The following is a 23,187-nucleotide window of genomic DNA, read 5'->3' on the forward strand; positions in this document are numbered from 1 at the left end:
CAGGTCAAATGTTTACGTAAATGGTCAACATGGCTGGGACGGATATAATTCCACTTTCATATATGGCATATATCACAGTGCCGCGTGTGTGCTGCTGTGCGCACAGATACCCTGTCCATGCCGGCGGTTTTATGCCTTGCCCTTCTGCGCCTTGCCCATCCCTTCCTGTTGTGCATACGGAACCCTGTCCCCCCTATCCTTCGCCTGTGGGAGAATAGGGTTGTGAGTGAACAGGCGATACATAACAGTGGTGATGGCAATTCCGGCAGTGCATCGGATAATGCAGGCGGCAGCCCCCATGCTTCAGGGGAGGCCCAGTATCTTCCGCGTGCGGTGTTTTTTGATATGGATGGCACGCTTATCAATTCGGAAGTGTACTGGGCGCAGGTAGAACGCACCCTTGCAACTGAGAACGGGGTAGAGTGGACACCGGAACTGATGGCAGGGCTGCAGGGGACATCCCTGGCCCATGTGGCTGACGAGCTTATCCGGCTGGGCGTCCCTATGGGGCGCGAAGAAGTTGCGCATACGCTGGTTGATTATATGCATGATAAAGAATCCGCCCAGCTGCCATGGAACTCCGGGACAAGGGATTTCCTGCAGCAGGTCCATGATGCGCATATCCCGGCTGTGCTGGTCACCGGATCGCCGCGTGTATTGGTCCAGAACCTTATTGATCATGTCCCTGACGGGATATTCGCCGGTTATGTGTGTGACGAATCCCTGCCTGACGATAAGAAGAAGCCGCAGCCGGATCCCTACTATATGGCTGCAGAAATAGCCGGGCTTGATCCGCATGACAGGCAGGCAATGGGCGAGTGCCTGGTTTTTGAGGACTCTGTTTCCGGTCTTCATGCAGCGTCGGCCGCCGGGGCAGTGGTTGTACGGGTCGCTGGGGAAACGAGCACACCGGCTTCCGAACGCGCGCCCCATTCCACGTCGATCCCTGATTTTGCAGGCTTCACCCTTGCTGACGTTTCGCGCATCATGATTGAAGCCCGCGGCTAGCAGCGCTGCTCCCGCACTCTGCGCGCATCTATTGGGAACGGCGCACTTTATGCATTGAGGTTTTCTCTGACGAGCAGAAAAAGGAGAGGCGGGGGATAAGGATATATTAAAAGAAAACTCGGAACCGTTACATGGGTTAAGTGGTTCCGAGTCGGTGGAGGTAAGGGGACTCGAACCCCTGACCCTCTGCTTGCAAAGCAGATGCGCTACCAGCTGCGCCATACCCCCAAAAGCAGCACCTTACACTGCGTATTGCGAGAATCCGCGTGGGCCCAGGAGGACTTGAACCTCCGACCTCGTCCTTATCAGGGACGCGCTCTAACCAGCTGAGCTATGGGCCCGTACCTGCAATCCGAAGCCAATCAGACCGCACAAAGAGTTATGTTACAACCACCCATGGAACACATAAGCAGGTTAGTATCCGTGGTGTGTCACAATAAAAGCATGCGATGGGGAAACAGGGTGCCGCGCCGCTCCGGAAATGTCCGGGAGCGTCTGGTCGTTGACTGTCTCGAAGTATTTGTGACGCGCAGGCCGGCTAATAAAAACCTGTATCTGAGGGTCAAACCGCCGCATGGGCGTATTGAGGTCAGTGCGCCTGTGCATGCATCTGCAGCTGATATCGAGAAGCTCATTTGTTCGCACAGGGATTGGATCCGCAGGCAGCAGGACAGTATCATCGCTGCTGAGATGGCACAGGGCAGCAGCCGCAAAGAGGCTGCAGGCAGCAGGCTGGTGGACGGTAGTATACTCCGCAGTTTTTGTGTATCGCAATGGGACGATGCCCATAAAAAAGAAGCAGCCGGCATACTCCGGCCCAAAGTTGATACCCTCCTTGCCCGCTACGCAAAGGTAACAGGCAGGGCTCCGTCCCATATCACGCTGCGTACCATGACATCACGATGGGGGTCCTGCACACCGGCTACACGGCGGATCCGCCTTAACCTGGCACTTGCGTATATGCCTGAGGAGCTTCTCGAATATGTACTGGTCCATGAAATGGTGCATTTATACGAAAAAGGTCACGGAAAGGGTTTCCGTGACCGTATGGATATGTATCTGCCCGACTGGCGTTCACGCAGGCATGCGATCAACCAGTACACTATTTACTGACCCGGTTGACCCGGCTGTCCGCATGGTTCACGGGTCTGCTGTTCTGTGCCGACCAAAGTTTTATCTGCCGGCAGGGCCTTTACTTGCCCGCACTCTTATCAGCAGCGCTGCGGGTTCCGGAGCCGGTGTGTTTCCGGGCAGCCTGTGAAAGGGTAGCTGTGCCCTTGGAATCTTCGGCAGTGACCATTGCGCTGGTCATCTGGCTGAACAGCTCGCCGTATCCGCCAGGGGTCGAAGCAGGCAGGACAACAGTCTTCGCGTTGTCAGACTCAGACAGGGAACGCATAACATCCAGATACTGGTTGAACAGCACAACGTTATTCACTTCGTCAATATCCATGCCGACAGCCTGCAGGCTCTTGATCTGGTCAACGATACCGTTGGCGATCTCACGGCGGTAATTTGCCTGGCCCTCACCCTGGAGGCGCGTGCGTTCAGCCTCAGCTGCGGCCTGTGTTTCAATGGCAATGCGGTTTGCCTCAGCACGTTCGCGCGTAGCTTCCTTCTCGCGCTGGGCAGCGTTGATGGAATCCATCGCGGCTTTCACCTGGCTGGAAGGGTCAATAGAAGTAATCAGGGTCTTGACGACAGTGAAACCGAAGCGTGCCATCTCAGCGCCCACGGTAGCCTGTACGTCGGAAGCCACATCGTCCTTGCGGGCAAAAGCATCGTCAAGGGTCAGCATGGGGATGGCGCTCCGCAGGGCGTCTTCCATGTAGGACCGCAGCTGCCCGGCGGGATCCTGCAGCTCATAGTAAGCCTTAGCCACATTTGCAGCTTCAACACGGAACTGGGTTGACACCACAACGGTCACGAACACGTTATCTAAAGTTTTAGTTTCTACCTTGACCATAAGCTGGTTGACCCGGAGGCTTGTCCTCGTTGCAATGCGGTCTACCAGCGGGATCTTGACATGGATGCCTGCCCCTGAAACTTTCAGGAATTTTCCGAAACGCTCAATGATATAGGCGCGCTGCTGCGGCACAACGTACAGCCCGGAAAGGAATATCCACAGAAAGATAACAAGGATTATTCCTAAAGTTATAAAGCCACCCATTTTTGCTCCTTTGATACTTTATCTGGGTAAGTTTACGTCATTCATCTGAGGTCCGCGTTTTTTATCCAGCGCCCTCAGCACTGTTCCTATCATACCGGGGAAGATAGAGATACAGTGCAGGTACGGCAAAGGCAGCAGGACGGATAACCTGCCCTGCTGCCTCAGGCTCCGGCGCGGTACAGACAGCATGCTGCATATACTGTGCTGCTGTATATTTTTGTGCGTGTGCCGGCATCCGGACGAGCCGGCATATCTCAGATGAGTCTATGCGAGGTGTGCGCGCATGAACCAGAGGAACTTCTCAAGGCTCTGGACATGGTCCTGGATAATATTCGAGCTGATGACGTCAAGGCTGTCAAGCTCAGCGATAGCTTTGCGGTCGTTCTTGATGAACCCCTCATAATATGTGATCAGGGCTTTCAGATATACAGAAGTGTCCTGTGAGCCTTCAACATCAAAACGTTCCCATGACCGGTTGCCCACGATGGCGTCTGCCCGCCCGTCTGACCATCCGCCCAGCTGGGCTATGCGTTCCGCGGTCTCGTCGGCCTGCTCAAGGCAGGAATCGACTTCCGGGTCAAGCATCTCATGGACTGCAATAAAATTTGCACCTTTCATATTCCAGTGGGCGTGCTTCAGCAGAAGGGCCGCTTCCTGCTCCTGGCTGAGCCTATCCTGAAGGATAGCAATGATCTTTTGCGAGGCCTGTCCATCAAGGCCGGGATTGGTATATACAAGTTCCATAATACCTCCAAAGGTCCGTATCCGGATCCTATCGATATAGTACTGAACGGTGTTTCTGTTCCTTCTGCGGGGAGGCATCCAGATTCCACATATAGACAGGTATCCTGCCCGCATATGGATCAACAGCATGGACGCAGGATTAATTCCCCTGCTGCGCGTCCGGTGAGACCGCGTGCTGCGCGGGATCCCGGGATGGGCCCAGGCGTACTTCTATGGCCTGGATACGCCTTCCGTCTACGGCAGTAACGGCCATGGTGAACCCTGCTGCGCGTCCGGCTCCGCCTGGATCCGCTCCGTCAGCTTCGTCTTCCTGCGTACTGTGGCTGATATTCCCGGCCTCCGGATCGGCGACAAACAGTTCCTGCCCGACAAACCCCAGCTCGCCTGTGTGGGCCTGCATGTACCCGGCAAGGGTCTCATACGGCCCGTCCTCCAGCTCAATACCTGAGATATCGGCAAAATCTTCCAGGGTGATCCCGCCGTCCACAGTGAGTTTCCCGTCATGGAAAGCGGTTGCAGCCGTATTGCTTCCGGCCTCCGGAAGATCATATTCGTCGCGGATATCGCCCACAAGCTCTTCGGTCATATCCTCAAGGGTAACGATACCGTCAGTTCCGCCGTACTCATCAATAACTATGGCCAGATGGATGCCGCGTTTGCGGAGCAGGCTGATGCTGGGGAGTATTTTTGACGTCCCCGGCAGGCTGATCCCTTCCCGTGTTACATCGGCAACAGTGCGGGCATGGAGATCGCGGATATCAAGAAGGTCACGGACGTGGACGAACCCCAGGACGTCGTCAAAATCTTTGCCCGTTACCGGGTACCTCGAATAAGGCAGGTCGCGGACGAACCGGGCGGCCTCACTGAGCGGCATATCGCCGTCAATAAACGTCACATCAGCGCGCGGCCGCATGACTTCGGCGACGATCGTTTCCGAGGCGTCAAAAACGTCATCGAGGATAACGCGCTCATCCTTGCCGAGCTGGTCATTCGACGACACCAGGACCCGCAGTTCGTCGTCGCTCACCGCATTTTCCGTTTCATCGGGATCAAACCCGAGGATGCGCACGAGTGCATTGATGTTTTTGCTGATAAGCCAGATAAGCGGCGCGCATACCGTTGCAATAGCATCTACAGCCGGGACAACAGCCCGGGCGATCTCCACAGGCCGCTGCAGCGCTATCCGTTTAGGTGTCAGTTCTGAGATGACAATGGAAAAATAGGAAATAATAATAGTCAGGACAACCGTTGACAGGCCGTCGGCGAAACCGGCAGGGACTCCCCATCTGACGAAAACAGGGGCGAGATACGGTGCAACAGCGCTTGCGCCAAAAGACGCAGACAGGAAACCCGCCAGGGTCACGCCGAGCTGCACTGTAGACAGGAAACGGTTAGGGTCTTTGGCAACCTTTGCCACGCGCGCCCCCCGCGCATCCTGCTGTTCCAGCTGTTCTATCTGGGATGTGCGCAGCGAGATAAGAGCCATTTCTGTCCCTGAGAAAACAGAGCCGATAAGCATAAATATAATAATGAAGATGATGTCAAGCCATACCGATGACATGTCTATCGCAATCCTTAATCACTGGCTGCCGCAGCCCCCGCCATGGACTGCCGGCCTTTACTGTCTGCTAAGCAATTCTAGCGCAGGGTGCAAAAAAGGCAGCCGTAAAGCTGCCTTACTGTTACAGTGCACGTATTCGTTCTGATACAGTATCTGACTGGTACGGTACGTATATGTGCCGGTTTACCTTTCGGAATCAGCGAGACGCTGGCGTGCAGCGGCTATCTCTTCTTCAGCCTTGGCTGCACTGGTCCAGTAAGAGCCCGGCTGTACTTCCTTGCCCGGCTCAAGTGCCTTGTACTGGCTGAAGAAATGGTCGATCTCATTCTTGTGGAAATCGGAGACATCGTCAATATCTTTAACAGTATTAAAACGGACGTCAGCAGGGACGCAGAGGACCTTATCGTCGCCGCCGGCCTCGTCGACCATATGGTACAGGCCTACTGCGCGGCACTTTACTGTACATCCCGGGAATACAGGTTCCGGGAGCATAACAAGGGCGTCCAGCGGATCGCCGTCTTCGCCGAGGGTACCTTCGATATAACCGTAATTATCCGGGTACACCATAGAAGTGAACAGGATGCGGTCCAGCTTGATGCGGCCTGTTTCGTGATCGACTTCATACTTGTTGTGGGAACCCTGCGGGATCTCAACAAGGACATCAAATGTTTCTGCCATAAGGACTCCTTTGGTTTTCACCAGTGTGTTGAACTTATCCATAGTGTAGTTCATCCCAGCTCAGCAGTCATGCATATGCGTAACGCTTCGTAGTGTTTCCTATTATAGGGCACTGCCGTCACAGGGCAGGGCATTTCTGCCGGTCGGCTGGTCAGGCTAGCTCCCGGTGTTGGCCGCCGGCCTTCACATGGTTCAGTCAGCGCTGTTGCTGACCGTCAGCACATGCGCAACATCAGCCCACGGGGCCAGGGATACGTAATTATCGTAGCCCCATGTGAAACTGCGGCCTGTCAGCTCGTCCCGGAGATGGAGTTCACCTCCGGCGATGCCGATATCGGCAAGCTCAATATGGACGCTGCCCTGCTGCGCATTATGCCCGTCAAGATTAACGACAACGATCACCGTATCCGCCTTGCCGTCGTCTGCAAGCTCAGCGGGAAGATGGCGGTAGAACGCAACGATATTGGGGTTCGCAGTACTCAGTACATGCAGGTCATGGTATGAGCGCGCGGCCGGATGGGTATTGCGGATCTCATTAAGGCGTGCCAGCAGTGTAGATATCCCGTATTCTTCAGCTTTGCTCCAGTCACGGACCTTGATCTCGTACTTTTCGTTGTCATTAGGCTCTTCCACCTGCCCTCGCTGGACATTCTCAATAAGCTCATAGCCGTTGTAGATGCCCCAGCTTGGGCTTCCCATAGCCGCCAGCACCGCGCGCACAGCGTGGCCGGCGATGCCGTTATCACGCAGGTAGGCAGTGAGGATATCCGGTGTTGTCGGCCAGAAAGAGTTGTGCTGGAAGAATGCGTCGTCACCGTTCGTCTCCGCCAGATACTCGTTAAGCTCTTCGCCTGTATTGCGCCAGGGGAAATAGCAGTGGGACTGGGTGAACCCGGCATAGGCGAGCGCACGCATCATTGGCGGGCGGGTAAACGCCTCGGCAAGGAAAAGGATCTCAGGGTGCTTGCCGGTGACTGCAGCGATAACATCCTGCCAGAAGCGCACCGGTTTGGTGTGCGGATTATCGACGCGGAAAATACTTACACCTTTGCTGATCCACAGTTCGAGTATCCGGATAACTTCCTTTTCGATTCCCAGCATATCTTTTTCGAAATCAATAGGATAGATATCCTGATATTTCTTCGGCGGATTCTCGGCAAAGGCAATAGACCCGTCAGGCTTGATGCGGAACCAGTCAGGGTGCTGCTTTACCCATGGGTGGTCAGGTGAGCATTGGAGCGCAAAATCAAGCGCGACTTCAATGCCGAGATCATGCGCATGGGCCACGAACTGTTCAAAATCTTCCATCGTCCCCAGCAGGGGGTCAAGGGTATCATGCCCGCCAAAGCTGCTGCCGATGCCGAAGGGGGAGCCGGGGTCATCATCAGCCGCTGTCAGGGCATTATTCTTCCCTTTGCGGTTCGTGATTCCGATAGGGAAGATCGGAGGCAGGTAAACAATAGTGAACCCTTCGCTTTTAGCCCTGTCCAGCCCGCTGGTCGCAGTCCTGAAATTACCCTGGACTATTGCGCCTGTATCCGTATCAACATAAGCGCCTTCAGAACGCGGGAAGAACTGGTACCATGCCGCAAAACTCGAGTGCGGACGTTGGACGCTGATCTCCACGGGGTTGGATTCTGTGATATCCTCCCGAAGCGGCTTGGAAGCATGCAGGGCGCGGATCTTCGCATTATCAGCTGCAGCCAGGCGTTTATCATACGGCAGCCCTGCATCGGACAGAGCCCTGATCGCAGTATTGAGAATGGCGCGCTCGGATTTTATAAGATGCGCATCATCGCTTCCATACCACCGTTCAAAAAGGCGGAGGCCTTCCTCAAGGGTGTTGTCCTGGTCGTCATGTGCGGCGATTTTGATGCGCGCATCGTGCAGCCACGTAGCATAAGGGTCTTTCCAGCCCTCAACAACGAGTTTCCATGTACCAAGCTTCCGCGACACCGCATCGAAACCCGGCTGCCAGGGGAGTGCGGACTGGGCCTTGCCCATGCAGACCGCCCCCTCCCACAGATCCAGGCCTGCAACAGCCAGTGTAAGCGGGACACGGCTGGATACGGTCCCGGTTTTTGTATAGATGACCGCGCTTGCTCCAACTTTTGTGCGGCCGTCAATAAAAACATTCGCCCGCACAGTGATCAGCTCCCCGATTTCTGCCTTGGGGGCAAAACCGTTCTGAGGGGCAGGCGATACGTTGGTAATATTTACGCGGCCGAATTCTTCTCTGAAGGTACGCGAAAATGGGCTTTTATGGAGGGCGGACGGGCGGCCCGCAGTTTTCCTGGCTGCGGTTTTTGCAGTCTGCACAGTTTTTGAGGATCGTGACGCAGCCTTCTTCTGCGAAGCGGATGCAGCCTTTACTGCAGATATTTCTGCTTTCCCTTTTCCTGTTTTATGTGCGGTTTTAGATGATCCTGTACGTGCCATGATCTGCCTTTCACTGGTATATGCACTGTCCCATGCACTATTTGTGTACGTCCTGCAGGGATCCCATAACAGCCGCATGACTGTGTCCCCAGTCCCGCGCTGATACGCCTGCCGTGGGCAGACAGATGATGCCTGCCCGCTCTGCATATGTCAGAGTCCGGGGCCGTCAGAGATGCAGCTTGAGATCGGTCACTATTTACTTCTTACTATTTATTGTACGTGTTTGCAAGTTGGAAATGAAGCGTGTTATCCGCATTCGGCCACATTGCTCATATTTATTTATCCGGGAGCCGTATTCCTGGCATAGTAAACCTGCTGGTGCTGCATGAAGCGCAGTACGCATGCCGTGAAGTATGCATACTGTCGTCCGGACCGGTGTTTCATGCGGAGCCGCAGGGATACATCAACGCTGCCGTCAGGCAGCCAATCAAAATGTGAAGGAGAAATATGCGCAGAACATATTCACACAGGGGGAAGCCGGATGCGTTCCGGGACAGGGCGGCAGCGCGGAAGAAAGCCATGCGCAGGCAGCGCTTTCTGGCTGCGGTATTTGCTGCCCTGTGCTGTGCCGCGCTGGCTGCCGGTACTGTTTTCCCTTATTTAGGGGCCAAAGCTGATTTCGCGTATGCGGACACACACAAGCTGGACAAGCCGGCAGACAGTTATTACATCACTCAGACGATTGACGGGCTGCCGTATTATCTTGGAGCCATTGCCCGCGACAGCCAGGGGCGCAACACTTACTGTATAGAGACCGGCGTCCATGAACAGTATTCGTACACGTCAAGCACGCCTCTGTCAGATACGCCGGATACGCGCCGGATCGCGTACCTTGCGGAGAAATACCGCAACGAGCCGGACCGCATAACCCATGCGGCGATCGCAGCCCTGATCAAGGACCGTTTTGAAGCGCGCGATAAAGGGCTGTGGACGTACAGGCGGGGGCATTTCCTTAAAGAGCATCCTGAGATCCCTGTGCGTATGGAGCAGTTATGGGCGGAGGCTGAAGCGGCAGATATATCAACATTCAGCGTTAAAAATTCATACACTGAAGCGCGCAGGCGCGGTGTGTTCCACGCGCAGGTACTGGATGCGCATGGCAAAGCTGTGGCAGGCGTGCGCATGGATATTACGCTGAACGGGCCGGGCGAATTTGACTCCGTGCATTCCCGCACCATAACCGTTACCAGCAGGGATGAACCTGTTGATATAGCATGGACCGCTACCGGTGATGGCGAAGTATCTGTTGAGGCGCGTTCCCGCGTGGGGAGCCTCGACAGGCTGGACAGCCGGCAGGATTATCTCAGGACCGGTGCAGGAGTGGAAGCTGTTTTCCGAGGCATCACGTTTGAGGTGCAGAAAACTTTCCAGCCTTCTGTACATACTGTTGCCGAGTCACGTACCGTTAACGAGGGAGGGCATATTATTGATAACGTTACATCGGGCGTGAGTGCCGGGCAGTGGCCCTCAGGTGCAGAACTCAAAGCTGACGGCTATTACTTTGCAGGCTTGACGCAGGATGACCTGAAAAACGGCATCCGGCCGTCAGCGGGGATGTCTGCTGACGGGTTTATGCGGCAGATCGCTGCCCGCGGATATAAACCGTCGGCATATGGGCATACGTCGTTCACCGGCTCCGGGCAGACCCATGCCGTTACCGCTATGGCAGGCCCTGATCCTGCAGCTGCACAGCCGTATACAGTGAAACGTAATTCGGGTTTCGGGACGTGGGTATGGGCTATCAGGAAGAGTGCTCAGGATAAGGATGTGCAGCAGTGGCTGAAAGGGGATGCCCTGTCAGATTTCCTTGAAGCTAATGAAACTGTTGCCCACAGGAATATTGTCAGTGTCGATTCTACGGTTTCCGAGCATACTGCGGCCGCGGGTGCTCAGCTGACTGACCATATTACTGTTTCCGGCTATCCTGAGGACCATGGCGACTTTAAGGGAGACAAGGCCTTCGGTTTTGAGGCTGATAATAAGTTTGCCCGGGTAAGCGTGTACTGGTCGGGCAGTACCCGGGACCAGAAATATGATGAGGCTTTCAAACCTTCCGGCGCAGATACCCCGCAGGCTGACGAGAACCATGAACTCGTAGGGACATGGACGTACGCGGCTAAGAATGGCAGCATCAAGGTTGGCGGCGGAGCCCCTGACGCATATGGGAATCCTGTAAGGATATATGCGAAAAAGCATGGCTACTATGTATTCGTTTATACGTTTACGGGCGACAGCCGTGTAGCTCCGGCTTCATCTGCCTATAACGATGAGTGGGAAATGGTCCGGGTGTATAACAGCCCTAAGGGGACATATAAGCATGCATCCATCACTACATGGGCCAGCGCCGGCACAGTTTCAGCTAATGAAGCGTTCTATGACAACGCGAAAGTAACAGGGGATTTTGATGACAGTGCTTACGTCACTTTTACGGTTTATGATGCGGTCCCCGGAAGCAGCCCGGACAGCAGCGCCCGCAAGCTTCTTGATGAAGTGCGGGTACCGATTGATCCCAAAGGCTGCAGGCAGGCTGCCGGTGCAGAGGGGAAAAGCGGCGAACGTACCTGCGTAGTACAGAGCCCCCAGGCACGTACTGCAACAGCAGGGGTCTCGTACTGGAAGGCGACTGTGAGGAACGGCAGGGGCGAGATACTGGCATCGCATGAGCTTGGTGCCCAACACGAACAGGTAACAGTTGACAGGCCTGGGCCTAAGGTTCCGCATAAACTGGCGTCAACAGGCACAGGAGTATCTGCAGCCGCGGCTATCGGCATCCTTCTGGCTGCATTTGCAGTTATGGCAATTATTATTGGGCGGATACTGTATAAAGACAGCAGGAAGTGATCCACTGAAAACGGCCTGACAGCCGGCAGTGCAACAATACAGATAACAGGTGAGATGCGGCGGTAAGTGTAGTGAGCCTCCGCCGCATCTCACCACACCGCTGCCTGTCAGCATTGTGCAGGCCTGATGGGCGGTATGCGGATTATTTATTTTCTGTGTTTTCGGCTGCGCCGCGGTCTTTACCGTATATTTCGGGGATGAAGCGCTCCTGGTCATGGACCTTATTCCAAAGGGCAAGGTCCCCGGAAGCTAAGGATCGGGGAACGTCAATAATGCGCTGGTTGCTTGACCCGCGGAACTGCAGCAGTGAATCATGAAGGGTCTTGATATAGCGGCCGTCTACAAGGACATCAACATTCCGCAGCAGAGCCAGTTTATCCTCCGTCTCGCCCGGGCGCATAAGTTCTTCCCATGTGTAGCCGGTCCAGCACCAGATATCTTTTGTGTGGCCGAATTCCCTGCGTATGCGGTTCGTCAGCTGGAGGAGCATAGGTGTGTTGAGCAGAGGTTCCCCGCCAAGAAGGGTCAGGCCCTGGACGTAGTCCAATGACATATCCGCAATGATCCGGTCTTCCAGCGCAGGCGTGTATTCATGCCCGGCAAGGAAGTCCCAGATCGAAGCGTTGTAGCATTCATCACAATGGAAAGGGCATCCGCTGACGTATAACGAGCATCTTATCCCTTCCCCGTCGGTAACAACAAAACGTTTATAATCGGCAACCATATTGCGGCTGAGCTTACGCCCGTCCCACTGCCCGGCTTTCGGGTTATTCGTCAGCGGGCTTGGTATTGAGGGCCCCCTCCCTTCCTCGCCTGCCGCAAAATCGCGATGGGAACTCTGCTTGTGCTCTTTGCGGGATGTAAGAGAGTTATGGGAGCCGTGAGGTTGCGGCTGCGCAGGGGATGGGTTTCTGTCTGACGGGCTCTCCTCGGCTGCTTGCTTGCCGGATCCCGAAGATCCCGCTACCCGTCCGCTGTGCAGCGATGTATCCGCTTTTGTCTTTCTGAATCCGCTGCTCATAGTATGCCTTCCGTTGATCATGCCCTGTCCGTTCCGCTTCGGCTCTGCTTCAGCCTGTGCCGGGTACTGTACCCCGGCACAAAATATTTAAGTATTTTAGGTATGCCGGGCGCCTGGCGCCTAATGAGTAAGGCGGCCCCATTCCCAGGGCCGCCTTACTCATACGTTTCAGCAGGATAGGCCTCAGCAGATGGACAGAGGGCAGCAGTACAGGACATTGCGCTGCCCGCCGGATCCTGCAGCAGCGTTTTCCTGCTGCGCACTATGGGCCGCCTGCTAAAGCCTACTTGGCTTCATCCCACCATTCTTTAACAGTGCCGTTGCTTAGGGTAACATGGCCGGTTTCGCCTGCCATATGCTTTACACGATGGGCAATCTCCTCATGGCGGCCATGCACCATAGGACGCTGCACCGGATTGCCGAGGTAGCCGCACGTGCGCTTGGTGACGTTGCATTTTTCGGGATCCGCATTGCCGCATTCGGGGCACTTAAAACCGAGTTCCGTTGGCTCAAAGTCGCCTTCGAAACCGCACTCGAAGCAGTGGTCGATCGGAGTGTTGGTCCCGAGATAGCCGATGCCGATGTTATGGGCGTAATCCCACACAGCTTCCAGCGCCTTAGGGTTCTGCTGCAGCGAGGGGAACTCGCAGTAATTGATGAACCCTCCGTTCGCCAGGTAGGGGAAGTCGCGTTCATAGGAAAGCTTCTCCATAGGGGTAGGGCGCAGCCATACCGGATAGTGGAAGGAATTCGTATAGAAGTCGTGATCTGTAACGCCGTCTATATCCCCGAATTTCTCCCTGTCCATACGTGCAAAACGGTCGGTCAGGCTTTCTGCAGGAGTGGAATACACGGAATAGTGGTATCCTTCGGCATTATCCCAGTCAACGCAGAGGTCATGCATACGGCGGACGATCTCAAGGGCGAACTCTTTGCCTTCAGGATCCCATGAGTGGTCGGTCATCCAGTCTTTACCGTAGAACATTGCTGTTGCTTCATACAGGCCGATATAGCCGAGTGAAACAGTAGCACGGCTGCGGTTGTAGAGCACATCTACGTTGTCGGTCGGCTTCAGGCGCCCGAATGCACCATGTTCAAACAGGGTCGGAGCGTTGATGGGGGTTGCCTCTTTGCAGCGCTTGATGCGGAACTGCAGGGCTTCATGGGCAACTTCCATGCGCTGGCTGAAAAGCTTCCAGAAGCGGTCTTTATCACCGTGCGATTCCAGGGCGATACGAGGGATGTTGACTGTTACCACACCGAGGTTAAGGCGTGAATCTTCAACATCCTCGCCGGTGTCAGGGTCAGTCCATCCGTTAAGGAAAGAACGGCATCCCATCGGGGCTTTGAAAGACCCTGTGATCTTAACGATATTCTCGTAGAAAACGATATCCGGATACATGCGCTTGGTCGAGCATTCAAGGGCGAGCTGCTTCATATCGTAGTTCGGTGTGCCTTCTTTATCATTCAGCCCATGCTTTACGGTGTAGACAAGCTTCGGGAAAATCGCAGTATGGCGGTCTTTGCCCAGCCCGCGGATACGGATCAGGAAAATCGCGCGCTGGATCTCGCGGGCGAACCAGTCGGTGCCCAGGCCGAACCCGACAGTAACGAACGGCGTCTGCCCGTTGCTCACGCGGTTGGAATTGATCTGGTACTCCATAGTCTGCATGGCGTCATAGATGTTCTTGCGGGTCATGATCTTTGCGTAGATCTCCCGTATCTGTTCAAGCTCATCAGCGTCCCTAGTGAAAGGCTCGTCCATCGGCAGCGGCTCGCGGTTCTCGAAGTGCAGCCATTTCGGCTCGCGCTTCTTGAAGCCTTCAACGATAGTGCGTGCCAGGCTGATATCCTCCCCGTCAGGGAAGATAGCGCGTGCGGTGTCGAGGTTCTTGGCGTAGTCAAGCTTTGCATATTCGGCAAGCATCTCATCAGCGCGGTTCACGGTCTGGCCGCCGTACTGGCTGCCCGCAATATCCTTGATGATCTGGGTGATCTGGGTTGCTGCAGTACCTATCGATTTCGGTGAATCCATCATGGCGTTGCCAAGCTCAAAACCGTTTTTGAGCATATCGCCGAAATTAGGCAGCGAGCAGTTCGTCATAGGGGTGAACGGTGAATAATCCGCGTCATGGAAATGGATATCGCCTTTAAGGTGTGCGTTGGCAACATCGGCCGGCAGCATATTCATGGCTGACGCCTTGCTGACCGTCCCTGCAAGCAGATCGCGCTGGGTTGCGTAGACATTGCTGTCTTTGTTCGCATTCTCGCGGACAAGGCTCTCATCTTTGTTGACGAGCTTCTTTATTGCTTCATTGACGTCAGATGCCTTCGCGCGCCTGATATCCTTGTCAAGGCGGTAAGACGTGTATGCTTTGGCGATATCATAGAGATGGTCGTTCACCAGTTCGCGCTCTACAAGGCTCTGGATATCGTCGATACGTACAGGCCCGTTGTAACGGCCGGTAATAGCAGATTCCACGCGCTGTGCCATCTGCTCGATCTCGCGCTCTTCTTCCGGGCCGACTTCAGCATTGACTGCGCTGAAAGCAGACTTGATGGCGTGGATAATATTGACGGAATCAAACGGCACAACGCGGCCGTCGCGCTTTTCCACCTTTACGGATTCTGTTACTGCCGGTTCCCTGACTACGGTCTCTTCGGCTACAAGCTGGTCCATATCAATCTTTCCTTACTTTCCGTTATTTCCCTTACCTGATGTGGTCTGTACACTACTTACTCACATTCATGTAATTTGAGGTACTTATATGATGATACACGTGTTTGACACAAAATGTAGACGTGTCTTAATTGAAAATTACTAGATATAGTGGTTTTGGGAATTTACTTACCTGCGTGTAATTTGCAGGATTGCAATCTTCTTTCCAAATTTTATCGATCTAAAAATGTGGTATCCTGCGGCCCTGCATATGCATATCTTGTGGTCACGGAAAATGTGTAGGATTGTTGGAGAAATCCTTTAGCGCAGCTTTTTATTGATTTTCGTTGGTTTTATTGGCTTTGCGCTTGACCGGCAAAGTGTGAGGAGCATCACGTATCCGGTAGCCCCGTGTGTCAGAAGTCCCCCCCCCCCGCAGACGCGGCGCATGCGCATAGCGCGATACAGGAAAGGGGGTAAGATGAAGAAACTAAGATTGGCAGGGCACAGTGGAGGAAATATGGAATCTGGCAGCACCGGCGGCGGTATCCGGGATATGCACAGCGGGCAGGATACCCGGGATACAGAAGATATGCAGGGCACGGGAAAAACGCAGGATACAGAGCCTTCTCCTGCGGCGGGGAAACCGGAGCCGGGAGCGCGGAACCCCTCCGGCCGCGGGAAGTTCATGCATATGTGGACCCTGTACCGGGACATGGTCATCACTATAGCGGTAGGCGCGGTATGCATCATACTGTGGGCGGCAGGGTCGGCCGGGCATAGCCGCGCCCTCATCACAGCAGCATCAGTTATTGTCGGCATCCTGTCTGTATATATTGCGGGCATCGTCATGCGCAATATCATGCAAAGCCTCAAATCCGGCAACGTCGGTACCGATATGCTGGTTATCATTGCCCTGATCTCCACGCTGGCAACCGGGCAGATCGCAGCAGCATGGATCTTATGCGTTATGGTATGCACAGGGGATGTTATTGAGACATTCGCCGAACACCGTGCGAAAAACAGCATTTCTGCACTTGCAGAAGCAGCACCGGTGACAGCAAATGTTATCACAGGAAAATTCAAAGACCCTAAAGAGGCTTTGAGCAGCCAATGGCAGACGCGGGATGTGGCCGATGTGCGCCTGGGCGATACGCTGCTTGTCCGTCCCGGCGAAACAGTGCCTGTGGATGGTGAGCTCCTTACAGAGTTTGCTGAGCTGAATGTTTCCATGATCAACGGGGAACCTTTGCCCCAGCGGGCCCTCGTGGGCGACAGGCTTATGTCAGGGTCCGTCAACGGGCAGACTTCGCTCGTTATGAAAGTCACTGCAGTATCCGCGGATTCACAGTATCAGAAGATCATCGACCTTGTCGCCTCTGCCGAGACGACCAAAGCGCCGGTCGTCCGTTTTGCTGACCGTATCGCGGTCCCGTTCACTATAGCAGCGCTCCTCATCGGTATTATTGCATGGATCATCACGCGCGATCCCATACGGTTCACCCAGGTTATGGTCCTTGCCACTCCGTGCCCGCTCCTTATCTCTGCTCCGGTGGCATTCATGGGCGGCACCAACAGGCTTGCCAGGGCGCATATCATTATTAAGAACCAGTTAGTTATTGAGAGCCTGACGCATGTGACGCATGTATTCTTTGATAAAACGGGTACTCTTACCACCACTCAGCCGCAGGTGACGCAAGTGGAGCTCCTCCCGTCATGGGCTGCGCCTGACCGGCGTATCAACGGGTCATGGATCATACGTGCAGCAGGGTCGATAGAGGCATACTCCATGCATATCCTGGCTAAGGGGATCAGTGCTGCCGGACGCCGCGAAGATGCCTTTTTCGGGACGGAACGCATGATCGCCCGCGATGTGAGCGAACTTCCGGGCCAGGGGCTCAGCGCTCAGATCGAAGGATATCAGGTGCGTGTTGGGCGCCTTGATTTTGTAGATATTATGGGTGCACATACTGCTGGGGATTTTTCGCCCCTGAGAGCTGATGAGATGGCCACTTATATATCGGTCAACGGCGAGCTTGCCGCACGCCTCACTTTGCGTGATGTGCCGCGGTCCAATGCCAGGGAAGTGATCAGCCAGTTCCGCAGGCAGGGCGTGAAACACGTGACTATGCTTACGGGTGACCGGCCGGAGTCCACTGCTGTGGTAGCTGAAGATGTGGGGATAACAGATGTCCGTGCGGCCCTGCTTCCGGAAGACAAATATAATGCTGTCCGATATGCCAAAAAGGCAGACAAGGATAAAAACGTTACTACAATGATGGTAGGCGACGGTGTCAATGATGCCCCTGTCCTTGCGGCAGCCGACGTCAGTGTCGCTATGACAGACGGGAGCAACACTGCTGCTTCCCAGACTGCCCAGATCGTGATCATGAACGATGACCTGTCAGGTATCAATAAGGCAATCACTATTTCACGCAGGACTGTGCGCATCATGCTGCAGGCAGTTGTCGGCGGGCTGGCGGCGGCCCTGGTTTTTATGGTCGTCTCATCTTTCGGGGTTATACCGACTATTATCGGCGCCCTTATCCAGGAACTGATCGATGCGTCCAGCATCCTGTGGGCATTGAGGGCTGCGTTTGACAGCCGCAGCAGCAGGTAATGCAAACAGTACGGATACACGATATATAGGCAGCCGTATCCGGAGCCGGACAGTAAAACAGTAAGCCTGCTGCTTACGGGCCCCGGATACGGCTGTCCCTGTGAAAATTTGGATATCAGATATTTTTAGGGCAAAGAGGGGCGTTTCCTCAGCTGCCGGCTGCTGCGGCAACATTCTCCAGGGAGACCAGTATTTCAGGTGAACGCCTGTCAATAGACCTTCCTCCCAGGGCTATCCCCAGCATAAAGATCCCGCCGCCAATAGCAAGTGCCAGGATGCCGCTTGCCAAGGCGAACAGCAGGTTGCCGTCGCGCAGGGCAAAGAAGCCCAGTACCCCCGGCAGTATGCACGGTATCAGTTCAACAAGGATGAAGATCAGCGGTACAAGGGCTCTCAGCCCCCCACGCCCCTGGGGGCTTTTGAACGGCTGGTCAGCTGACGGCACAGGGGCAATAATGTAGGTGGAGAGGACTGCGCTCATCCCCAGCCCCGTCAGGAGCAGGCAGACAGATATTCCAAACAGTACTGTATATGCTGAGACCGGGTTGATAAAGGTGAACCTTTTCAGAGGGTTGATCATAAGCGTAATAGCAAAGCTGAGAAACATAAGGGCTGCCCCGATCACAGAGCTGATGCTGAGCCGTGCTATGCGCTCGTTTCGTCCGGGCACGCCTGAAGTGACAAACAGGCTGAAGGCCCTGCCGTCATAGGCAAGGTTATTGAATTCAACCGTACCGAAAACAAACCCGACTACCGGGGCGGTAAAAAGGGACGTCAGATTTGCTTTAGGGCCCATGGCGATGCTCATAACGCTGTAAGCAACAATGATAAACATCACTGACATAAGCTGGGAAAGGTACCGCGCATCCCGCATCCATGATGTAATAAGGCGCCCGACAACAGCACCGCTGGGGCTGTCTGCTGTATGGTTGAAAGCCCCAAGCCCCCTGGCATGGGAGACTCCGGCAGTTGGGGGAGTTATTGCCTGGTATTTCAGGCAGAACCGGTATACCCAGTAGCACACAGCAATAACTGCAGCCATTATGAGGATGCGCAGCACGCATAAGGCTACATTGCCGGCAGCGATATCATTGGGGATCATTGCCCCTGCCCCGAACGGCAGCCATCCGAGTATGCTGATGGGGGCCGGTATGCTGGAAAAAATCTGCATAATATCTTCCGGTGTCTTTCCCGAAAGCTGCATTGATATAAAGCTGCCTCCGAAGGAAGGGACATAGCACAGGGCAATAATCACGGCCACTTCAATGCCGTTAAGGATCATGCGGCCTTTCTTAGTGGTGACTATGGTGTCTGCGAGCTGTGCCAGGGCGCGTGAGACCATAATGACCGTCACTGCACTGAGGATGCCTCCGGCTGCTGCCCCGGCCATGACCCCAATGCCGGCGCTGCTCCACAGGAAACTGGTAAGGACCATACAGATAAGTGTTGTTATGAAGGGGATCCCCATCATCCCGGACAGGAGTATCCCCCGTGTGACTTTCCCGTCAGGGATCCCGTACCGGGCAAATTTCCTGACATCAAGGGACCCTCCCTGGCCGCTGATAAAAAGTGTCATAACAAGCCACCAGAAACCGATGCCGGTAAAAATGGAGACAGCAACCATTGAAGCAACAGGGGACAGCAGCGGCTGCCGGAGCTGCCGGCCCGCCATAACCGAACCTGCAGCAGTTATAACGATAACGGCTAGAGCGAGGAGTGCCCCCAGGATAAAAGCAACAGCCTGCCATTTGCTTTTTTTGAAGCCGGCAAGGGTCATCGCATACCGCATCCGGACGATAAGCCATTCCATGTGCAGCCTCCTATGCCTGAGGGTCCAGCGGCTGGGCGTATGGCGGCTGTTCATCCTTCGCCGGCAGCGTGGGCTGTATTGGTTGTATCGGCTGCATTGGCTGCCCTCCCTGAGGGTGCTGTGCTGCTGCCGTCGCGGCGGGATTGTTCTGGGAAAGCCATCCGAGGTTATCTGATTCATGCAGCCCGCCAACAAGGCTGAGGAAGCGGTCTTCCAGCGACATGCCGCCGCTTACTTCCGCCGTGGTTCCGGCAGCCAGGATGCTTCCGTCGGAGATAATGGCCACATGGTCGCATAGCTGTTCAACGAGTGCCATCACATGCGAAGAAATGATCACTGTCCCGCCCGATTGCGCGTACCCGCGCAGTATCTGGCGGATATTCGCTGCAGATACGGGGTCTACAGCCTCGAACGGCTCATCAAGGATGAGGATCTTCGGTGAGTGGATGAGCGCCGTACCCAGAGCAATCTTTTTTGTCATGCCTGCTGAGTAATCCTGCACGAGGATGTTTGCTGATTCGGTGAGGTCCATGGCAGTGAGCAGGTCGTTGGCGCGTGCCTTGGCTGTTGCACGGTCTACACCGCGCAGCATAGCTGCATAGACCAGTGTCTGCAGGCCTGTTAAACGTGTGAAAAGCTCGTCTGCATCGGGCATTATGCCGAGCATATGCTTGCAGTCGTTGAGATTCCCCCATAAATCGGTACCGTGGATAGCAATGCCGCCGGATGTTGGCCTCAGCAGCCCCGTTGCCATCCTCAGCGTCGTTGTCTTGCCGGCGCCGTTCGGCCCTACTAAAGCGTAGAAGGAACCGGTAGGGATATCAAGATCAATATTGTTGACAGCAACTTTTTTATCGAATATTTTCAGCAGCCCCCGTATGGACATAGCGGCTTCTAGATCGTAGGGGGAGGCTGCTCCCTGTGCCTGTCCCGGTATCTGAGGCTGCGGCTGGATAGGTTGCGCCATAGCGTACCTCAATTCGTATAAGAACAGAACTGTCCTGTGAATTTATAGATAGAACCATTCTATTATGCCGCACAGACAGAGGCAAGCGGGAACAGCTGTAATGGCAAGCCTTTGTAAAAACTTGGCAGAATACATGAATACTCTTAGCAGTGTGATAAAAGTCCACGGGGAGGGGCATAATTGTTGGAACAGAGTTTTGGACAGCGGGAAAGGTTTCCGGACGTATACATAGTGTACGGGCGAACCGCCTCTCGATATCCTGAAATTCTGCAGGCCTGCCTCCTATAGTGCACAGAATTCACATATAAGGCAGATGTTTGCAAGGAAAATTGAAAATAAGATAATTTATAGAGTAAGGAAACTGACGGATGAGATTCATTGAGAAAGGACTGCTGTCCGGCAAACTTACGCAGAGGCTTATTACTGTGGGAGGGGTCATCATTGCCCTTGCTGTGATGCTCTCATTACTTCCGTTGTCTGCAGCTTCGGCTGCTGAAGTGCCGGATAACATTGCTACGAATATTACGCTTACTGATCCGGCGACCGGTAATGAAGTCAGTGAGGTCCAGGCCCGCGGCAAGTATCAGCTGAATATTGACTTTAAAGTACCGAATGGCGTTAATTCAGGCGATACGAGTACCATCACTCTGCCTGATGAATTCAAGTATACGCAGGAAACATCGTCATTTGATGTGAAAGACAGCCAGGGGAATGTGGTTGCTAAAGCGACTATTGACCGGTCAGCAAAGAAAATGATCCTGACGTACACTGATTACGTTAAGAGCCATTCTGATATATCAGGTAAGCTCACTGTCCCGTTTGCTATTGATGTAACTAAAGCGACAACGTCGAAGGATATCCCTGTCAATATCCAGGTCGGCAAAGAAACCGTTAAAAAAGGTACGGTTAAGTATCCGGGGCCTGTTGGCGATAAGGATGATGAAATCTTTACCAAATGGGGCAAGGTGACGGATCCGAGCAAGAATGAGGTCACGTATACGATCCGTGTCAATGCCCGGGGAGACAGCCTGAAGAATGTTGTTGCGACGGATAAGGTCGCTTCGGACGGTATGAGTATTGTCCCGGGAAGTTTCAAAGTCGTCAGGGCTAAGCAGTATCTGGACGACTACCATAACTGGCTGTCCAAAGCCCCTATCACTGATATCACATCCAGTTCTACGATTACCGTAGCGCCGGACGGCAAGTCATTCACGGCTGCGATTGGCGATCTTGATGGTGTCGGGGCAATAATAACGTATACTGTTAAGCTCAACTTCAAACCTGTTAATGGCGAAATATTTACAAACAAGGCTAACGGTACAGCTGACGGTAAAAGGATCGGCAGTGAAGAAATAGCGAATACCATATGGCAGTCCGGCTCGGGCGAAGCTAACGGATATGAGTATTCTATAAGTATCAAGAAGACCGATCCAACCGGTGCGCCGCTTGCCGGTGCTGTTTTCAAGATCGTCCGCGACAGGTCCGGTTCTGAAGTAGCGACTGTTACTACTGATGCTTCCGGCAGTGCCTCTGTGAGCAGGATACTTCGCGACGATTATACGATCACTGAAGTTACGGCACCTGACGGATATACGCTGGATACTACGCCTGTGAAGGTAACAGCTGATGAGCTGAAGAACGGGTCAAAGAGCGTTACCAAGACTATAGTCAATAACAAAAAAGGTGAAATCACCATTTCAGGCACGAAGACCTGGGATGACAATAATAATGCTGACAACAAGCGCCCTGCATCTATTACTGTGAACCTTCTGGCTGATGGTGTGAAGATCGAAAGCCTGACCGTAACAGCTGCAACTGGCTGGAAGTATACTTTCCCGCAGCTGCCTGAATCCAAAGATGGCAGAAAAATCGTCTACACTGTTACTGAGGAAGCTGTTGAAGGATATACGGCTAAGGTCGACGGATATAACATTACGAATACGTATAAACCGGTGACCCCGCCAACACCGACCCCGAATCCTCCGACCCCTACACCTAATCCGCCCACGCCTCCGGTAACACCTCCAACTCCGAACGTACCGGAGAAGCCGGCCGAACCGAAGAAACCGGCGCCAAAGCCCCGTAAGCATCTGGCTCAGACCGGTGCAGGCATTATGGTGTATGCCGCGGGAGGTTTTGCGCTTCTACTTGCGGGGATCGTACTTGCATTACGCCGCAAGGGTGAGCAGGGAGCATACGCAGAATAGCGGTATGTAGGATCAGCAGTACCTCCCTGTAACTATTTTTGAGCCCAGCTGAAGTGAAAGCTGGGCTCAAAACATTATAGTGGCTGTCTTCGCAGCTTGCGACACCTGAAGGCTTCCCCTGCTGAAGGGTCTGTACGGTATGCAGGCTCTCACAGCAGTATACATATTCCTACGGTTTATATGCCGAAATTGTTGTATGGTAAATATATACTAAGAGTATTATTGTGTCAACGATTGGGATAAATCTGAGGGCTTTCACCTGAAACCTTTCAGAGCAGGAATTTTGAAGAAAATGAAGCATGCTATCCGCTGCCGCAATAATCAGCGTTAATCGCATAACTTAATAGGAACAATAGAATCAAAGTAAGGATAACTGAATATGGGGTCAAGAAGACAAGAAAGGCAGGGGGGGCACCTTCTGCGCAGATTTGCCCTGTTCTTGGTAGCTGCCGTATCTATCTT

Annotated in this window: 14 protein-coding genes and 2 tRNA genes; 5 read left to right on the forward strand and 11 right to left on the reverse strand. The window is 54.0% G+C overall.

All coding sequences use genetic code 11. From position 1 onward, the window contains the following. Positions 1 to 96: 96 nt before the first annotated feature. The gene (locus ABKA16_RS00495; protein WP_380999746.1) at positions 97 to 1,008 is read left to right on the forward strand and encodes an HAD family hydrolase; all 912 of its coding nucleotides are present in this window, start codon (positions 97 to 99) and stop codon (positions 1,006 to 1,008) included. 155 nt (positions 1,009 to 1,163) lie between these two features. Here ABKA16_RS00495 and ABKA16_RS00500 read toward each other — a convergent pair. Together ABKA16_RS00500 and ABKA16_RS00505 are read right to left on the reverse strand one after the other, a co-directional pair. Then, positions 1,164 to 1,236 (reverse strand) — tRNA-Ala (locus tag ABKA16_RS00500). A gap of 39 nt (positions 1,237 to 1,275) precedes the next feature. Next, a tRNA-Ile gene (locus tag ABKA16_RS00505) sits at positions 1,276 to 1,349 on the reverse strand. Between the two features lie 103 nt (positions 1,350 to 1,452). Between ABKA16_RS00505 and ABKA16_RS00510 the strand changes: the two genes are divergently transcribed. Then, complete coding sequence (locus ABKA16_RS00510) at positions 1,453 to 2,121, forward strand: M48 family metallopeptidase (RefSeq protein ID WP_380999744.1); 669 nt, start codon at positions 1,453 to 1,455, stop codon at positions 2,119 to 2,121. Between the two features lie 79 nt (positions 2,122 to 2,200). Here ABKA16_RS00510 and ABKA16_RS00515 read toward each other — a convergent pair whose 3' ends face one another. The 5 genes from ABKA16_RS00515 to ABKA16_RS00535 form a co-directional block, all read right to left on the reverse strand. Next, positions 2,201 to 3,178, reverse strand: a complete 978-nt coding sequence (locus ABKA16_RS00515) for an SPFH domain-containing protein (RefSeq protein ID WP_380999742.1) — start codon at positions 3,176 to 3,178, stop codon at positions 2,201 to 2,203. A gap of 264 nt (positions 3,179 to 3,442) precedes the next feature. Continuing rightward, entirely contained in the window at positions 3,443 to 3,922 is a 480-nt protein-coding gene (locus ABKA16_RS00520) for a Dps family protein (RefSeq protein ID WP_380999740.1), read from the reverse strand. A gap of 139 nt (positions 3,923 to 4,061) precedes the next feature. Then, positions 4,062 to 5,483: a hemolysin family protein gene (locus ABKA16_RS00525; RefSeq protein WP_380999738.1), complete on the reverse strand. Its 1,422-nt coding sequence runs from the start codon at positions 5,481 to 5,483 to the stop codon at positions 4,062 to 4,064. Between the two features lie 183 nt (positions 5,484 to 5,666). Then, positions 5,667 to 6,161, reverse strand: a complete 495-nt coding sequence (locus ABKA16_RS00530; RefSeq protein WP_380999736.1) for an inorganic diphosphatase — start codon at positions 6,159 to 6,161, stop codon at positions 5,667 to 5,669. 192 nt (positions 6,162 to 6,353) lie between these two features. Then, the gene (locus tag ABKA16_RS00535) at positions 6,354 to 8,600 is read right to left on the reverse strand and encodes a maltotransferase domain-containing protein (RefSeq protein ID WP_380999735.1); all 2,247 of its coding nucleotides are present in this window, start codon (positions 8,598 to 8,600) and stop codon (positions 6,354 to 6,356) included. 447 nt (positions 8,601 to 9,047) lie between these two features. On the opposite strand from ABKA16_RS00535, the gene ABKA16_RS00540 reads away from it, so the two are divergent. Then, on the forward strand, positions 9,048 to 11,441 hold the full coding sequence (locus tag ABKA16_RS00540; RefSeq protein WP_380999733.1) for a cell wall anchor protein: 2,394 nt from the start codon (positions 9,048 to 9,050) through the stop codon (positions 11,439 to 11,441). 142 nt (positions 11,442 to 11,583) lie between these two features. Here the strand turns inward: ABKA16_RS00540 and nrdG are convergent, their stop codons facing one another. Further along, entirely contained in the window at positions 11,584 to 12,462 is an 879-nt protein-coding gene (nrdG, locus tag ABKA16_RS00545; RefSeq protein WP_380999731.1) for an anaerobic ribonucleoside-triphosphate reductase activating protein, read from the reverse strand. Between the two features lie 283 nt (positions 12,463 to 12,745). Further along, on the reverse strand, positions 12,746 to 15,142 hold the full coding sequence (nrdD, locus tag ABKA16_RS00550; protein WP_380999729.1) for an anaerobic ribonucleoside-triphosphate reductase: 2,397 nt from the start codon (positions 15,140 to 15,142) through the stop codon (positions 12,746 to 12,748). A gap of 499 nt (positions 15,143 to 15,641) precedes the next feature. On the opposite strand from nrdD, the gene ABKA16_RS00555 reads away from it, so the two are divergent. After that, positions 15,642 to 17,741 (forward strand): heavy metal translocating P-type ATPase, encoded by a 2,100-nt coding sequence (locus ABKA16_RS00555; RefSeq protein WP_380999727.1) that lies wholly within the window; start codon positions 15,642 to 15,644, stop codon positions 17,739 to 17,741. Between the two features lie 148 nt (positions 17,742 to 17,889). On the opposite strand, the gene ABKA16_RS00560 is transcribed toward ABKA16_RS00555, so the two are convergent. Together ABKA16_RS00560 and ABKA16_RS00565 are read right to left on the reverse strand one after the other, a co-directional pair. Next, positions 17,890 to 19,551, reverse strand: coding sequence for a hypothetical protein (locus tag ABKA16_RS00560; protein ID WP_380999725.1), 1,662 nt, complete (start codon positions 19,549 to 19,551; stop codon positions 17,890 to 17,892). A 10-nt stretch (positions 19,552 to 19,561) separates the two neighbouring features. After that, on the reverse strand, positions 19,562 to 20,518 hold the full coding sequence (locus ABKA16_RS00565) for an ATP-binding cassette domain-containing protein (protein WP_380999724.1): 957 nt from the start codon (positions 20,516 to 20,518) through the stop codon (positions 19,562 to 19,564). Between the two features lie 368 nt (positions 20,519 to 20,886). Here ABKA16_RS00565 and ABKA16_RS00570 point away from each other — a divergent pair, with 368 nt between their 5' ends. Continuing rightward, positions 20,887 to 22,725, forward strand: a complete 1,839-nt coding sequence (locus tag ABKA16_RS00570; protein WP_380999722.1) for a Cna B-type domain-containing protein — start codon at positions 20,887 to 20,889, stop codon at positions 22,723 to 22,725. Positions 22,726 to 23,187: the final 462 nt, after the last annotated feature.

It is taken from the genome of Scardovia wiggsiae, from assembly GCF_051045985.1.
GTDB lineage: Bacteria > Actinomycetota > Actinomycetes > Actinomycetales > Bifidobacteriaceae > Scardovia > Scardovia wiggsiae.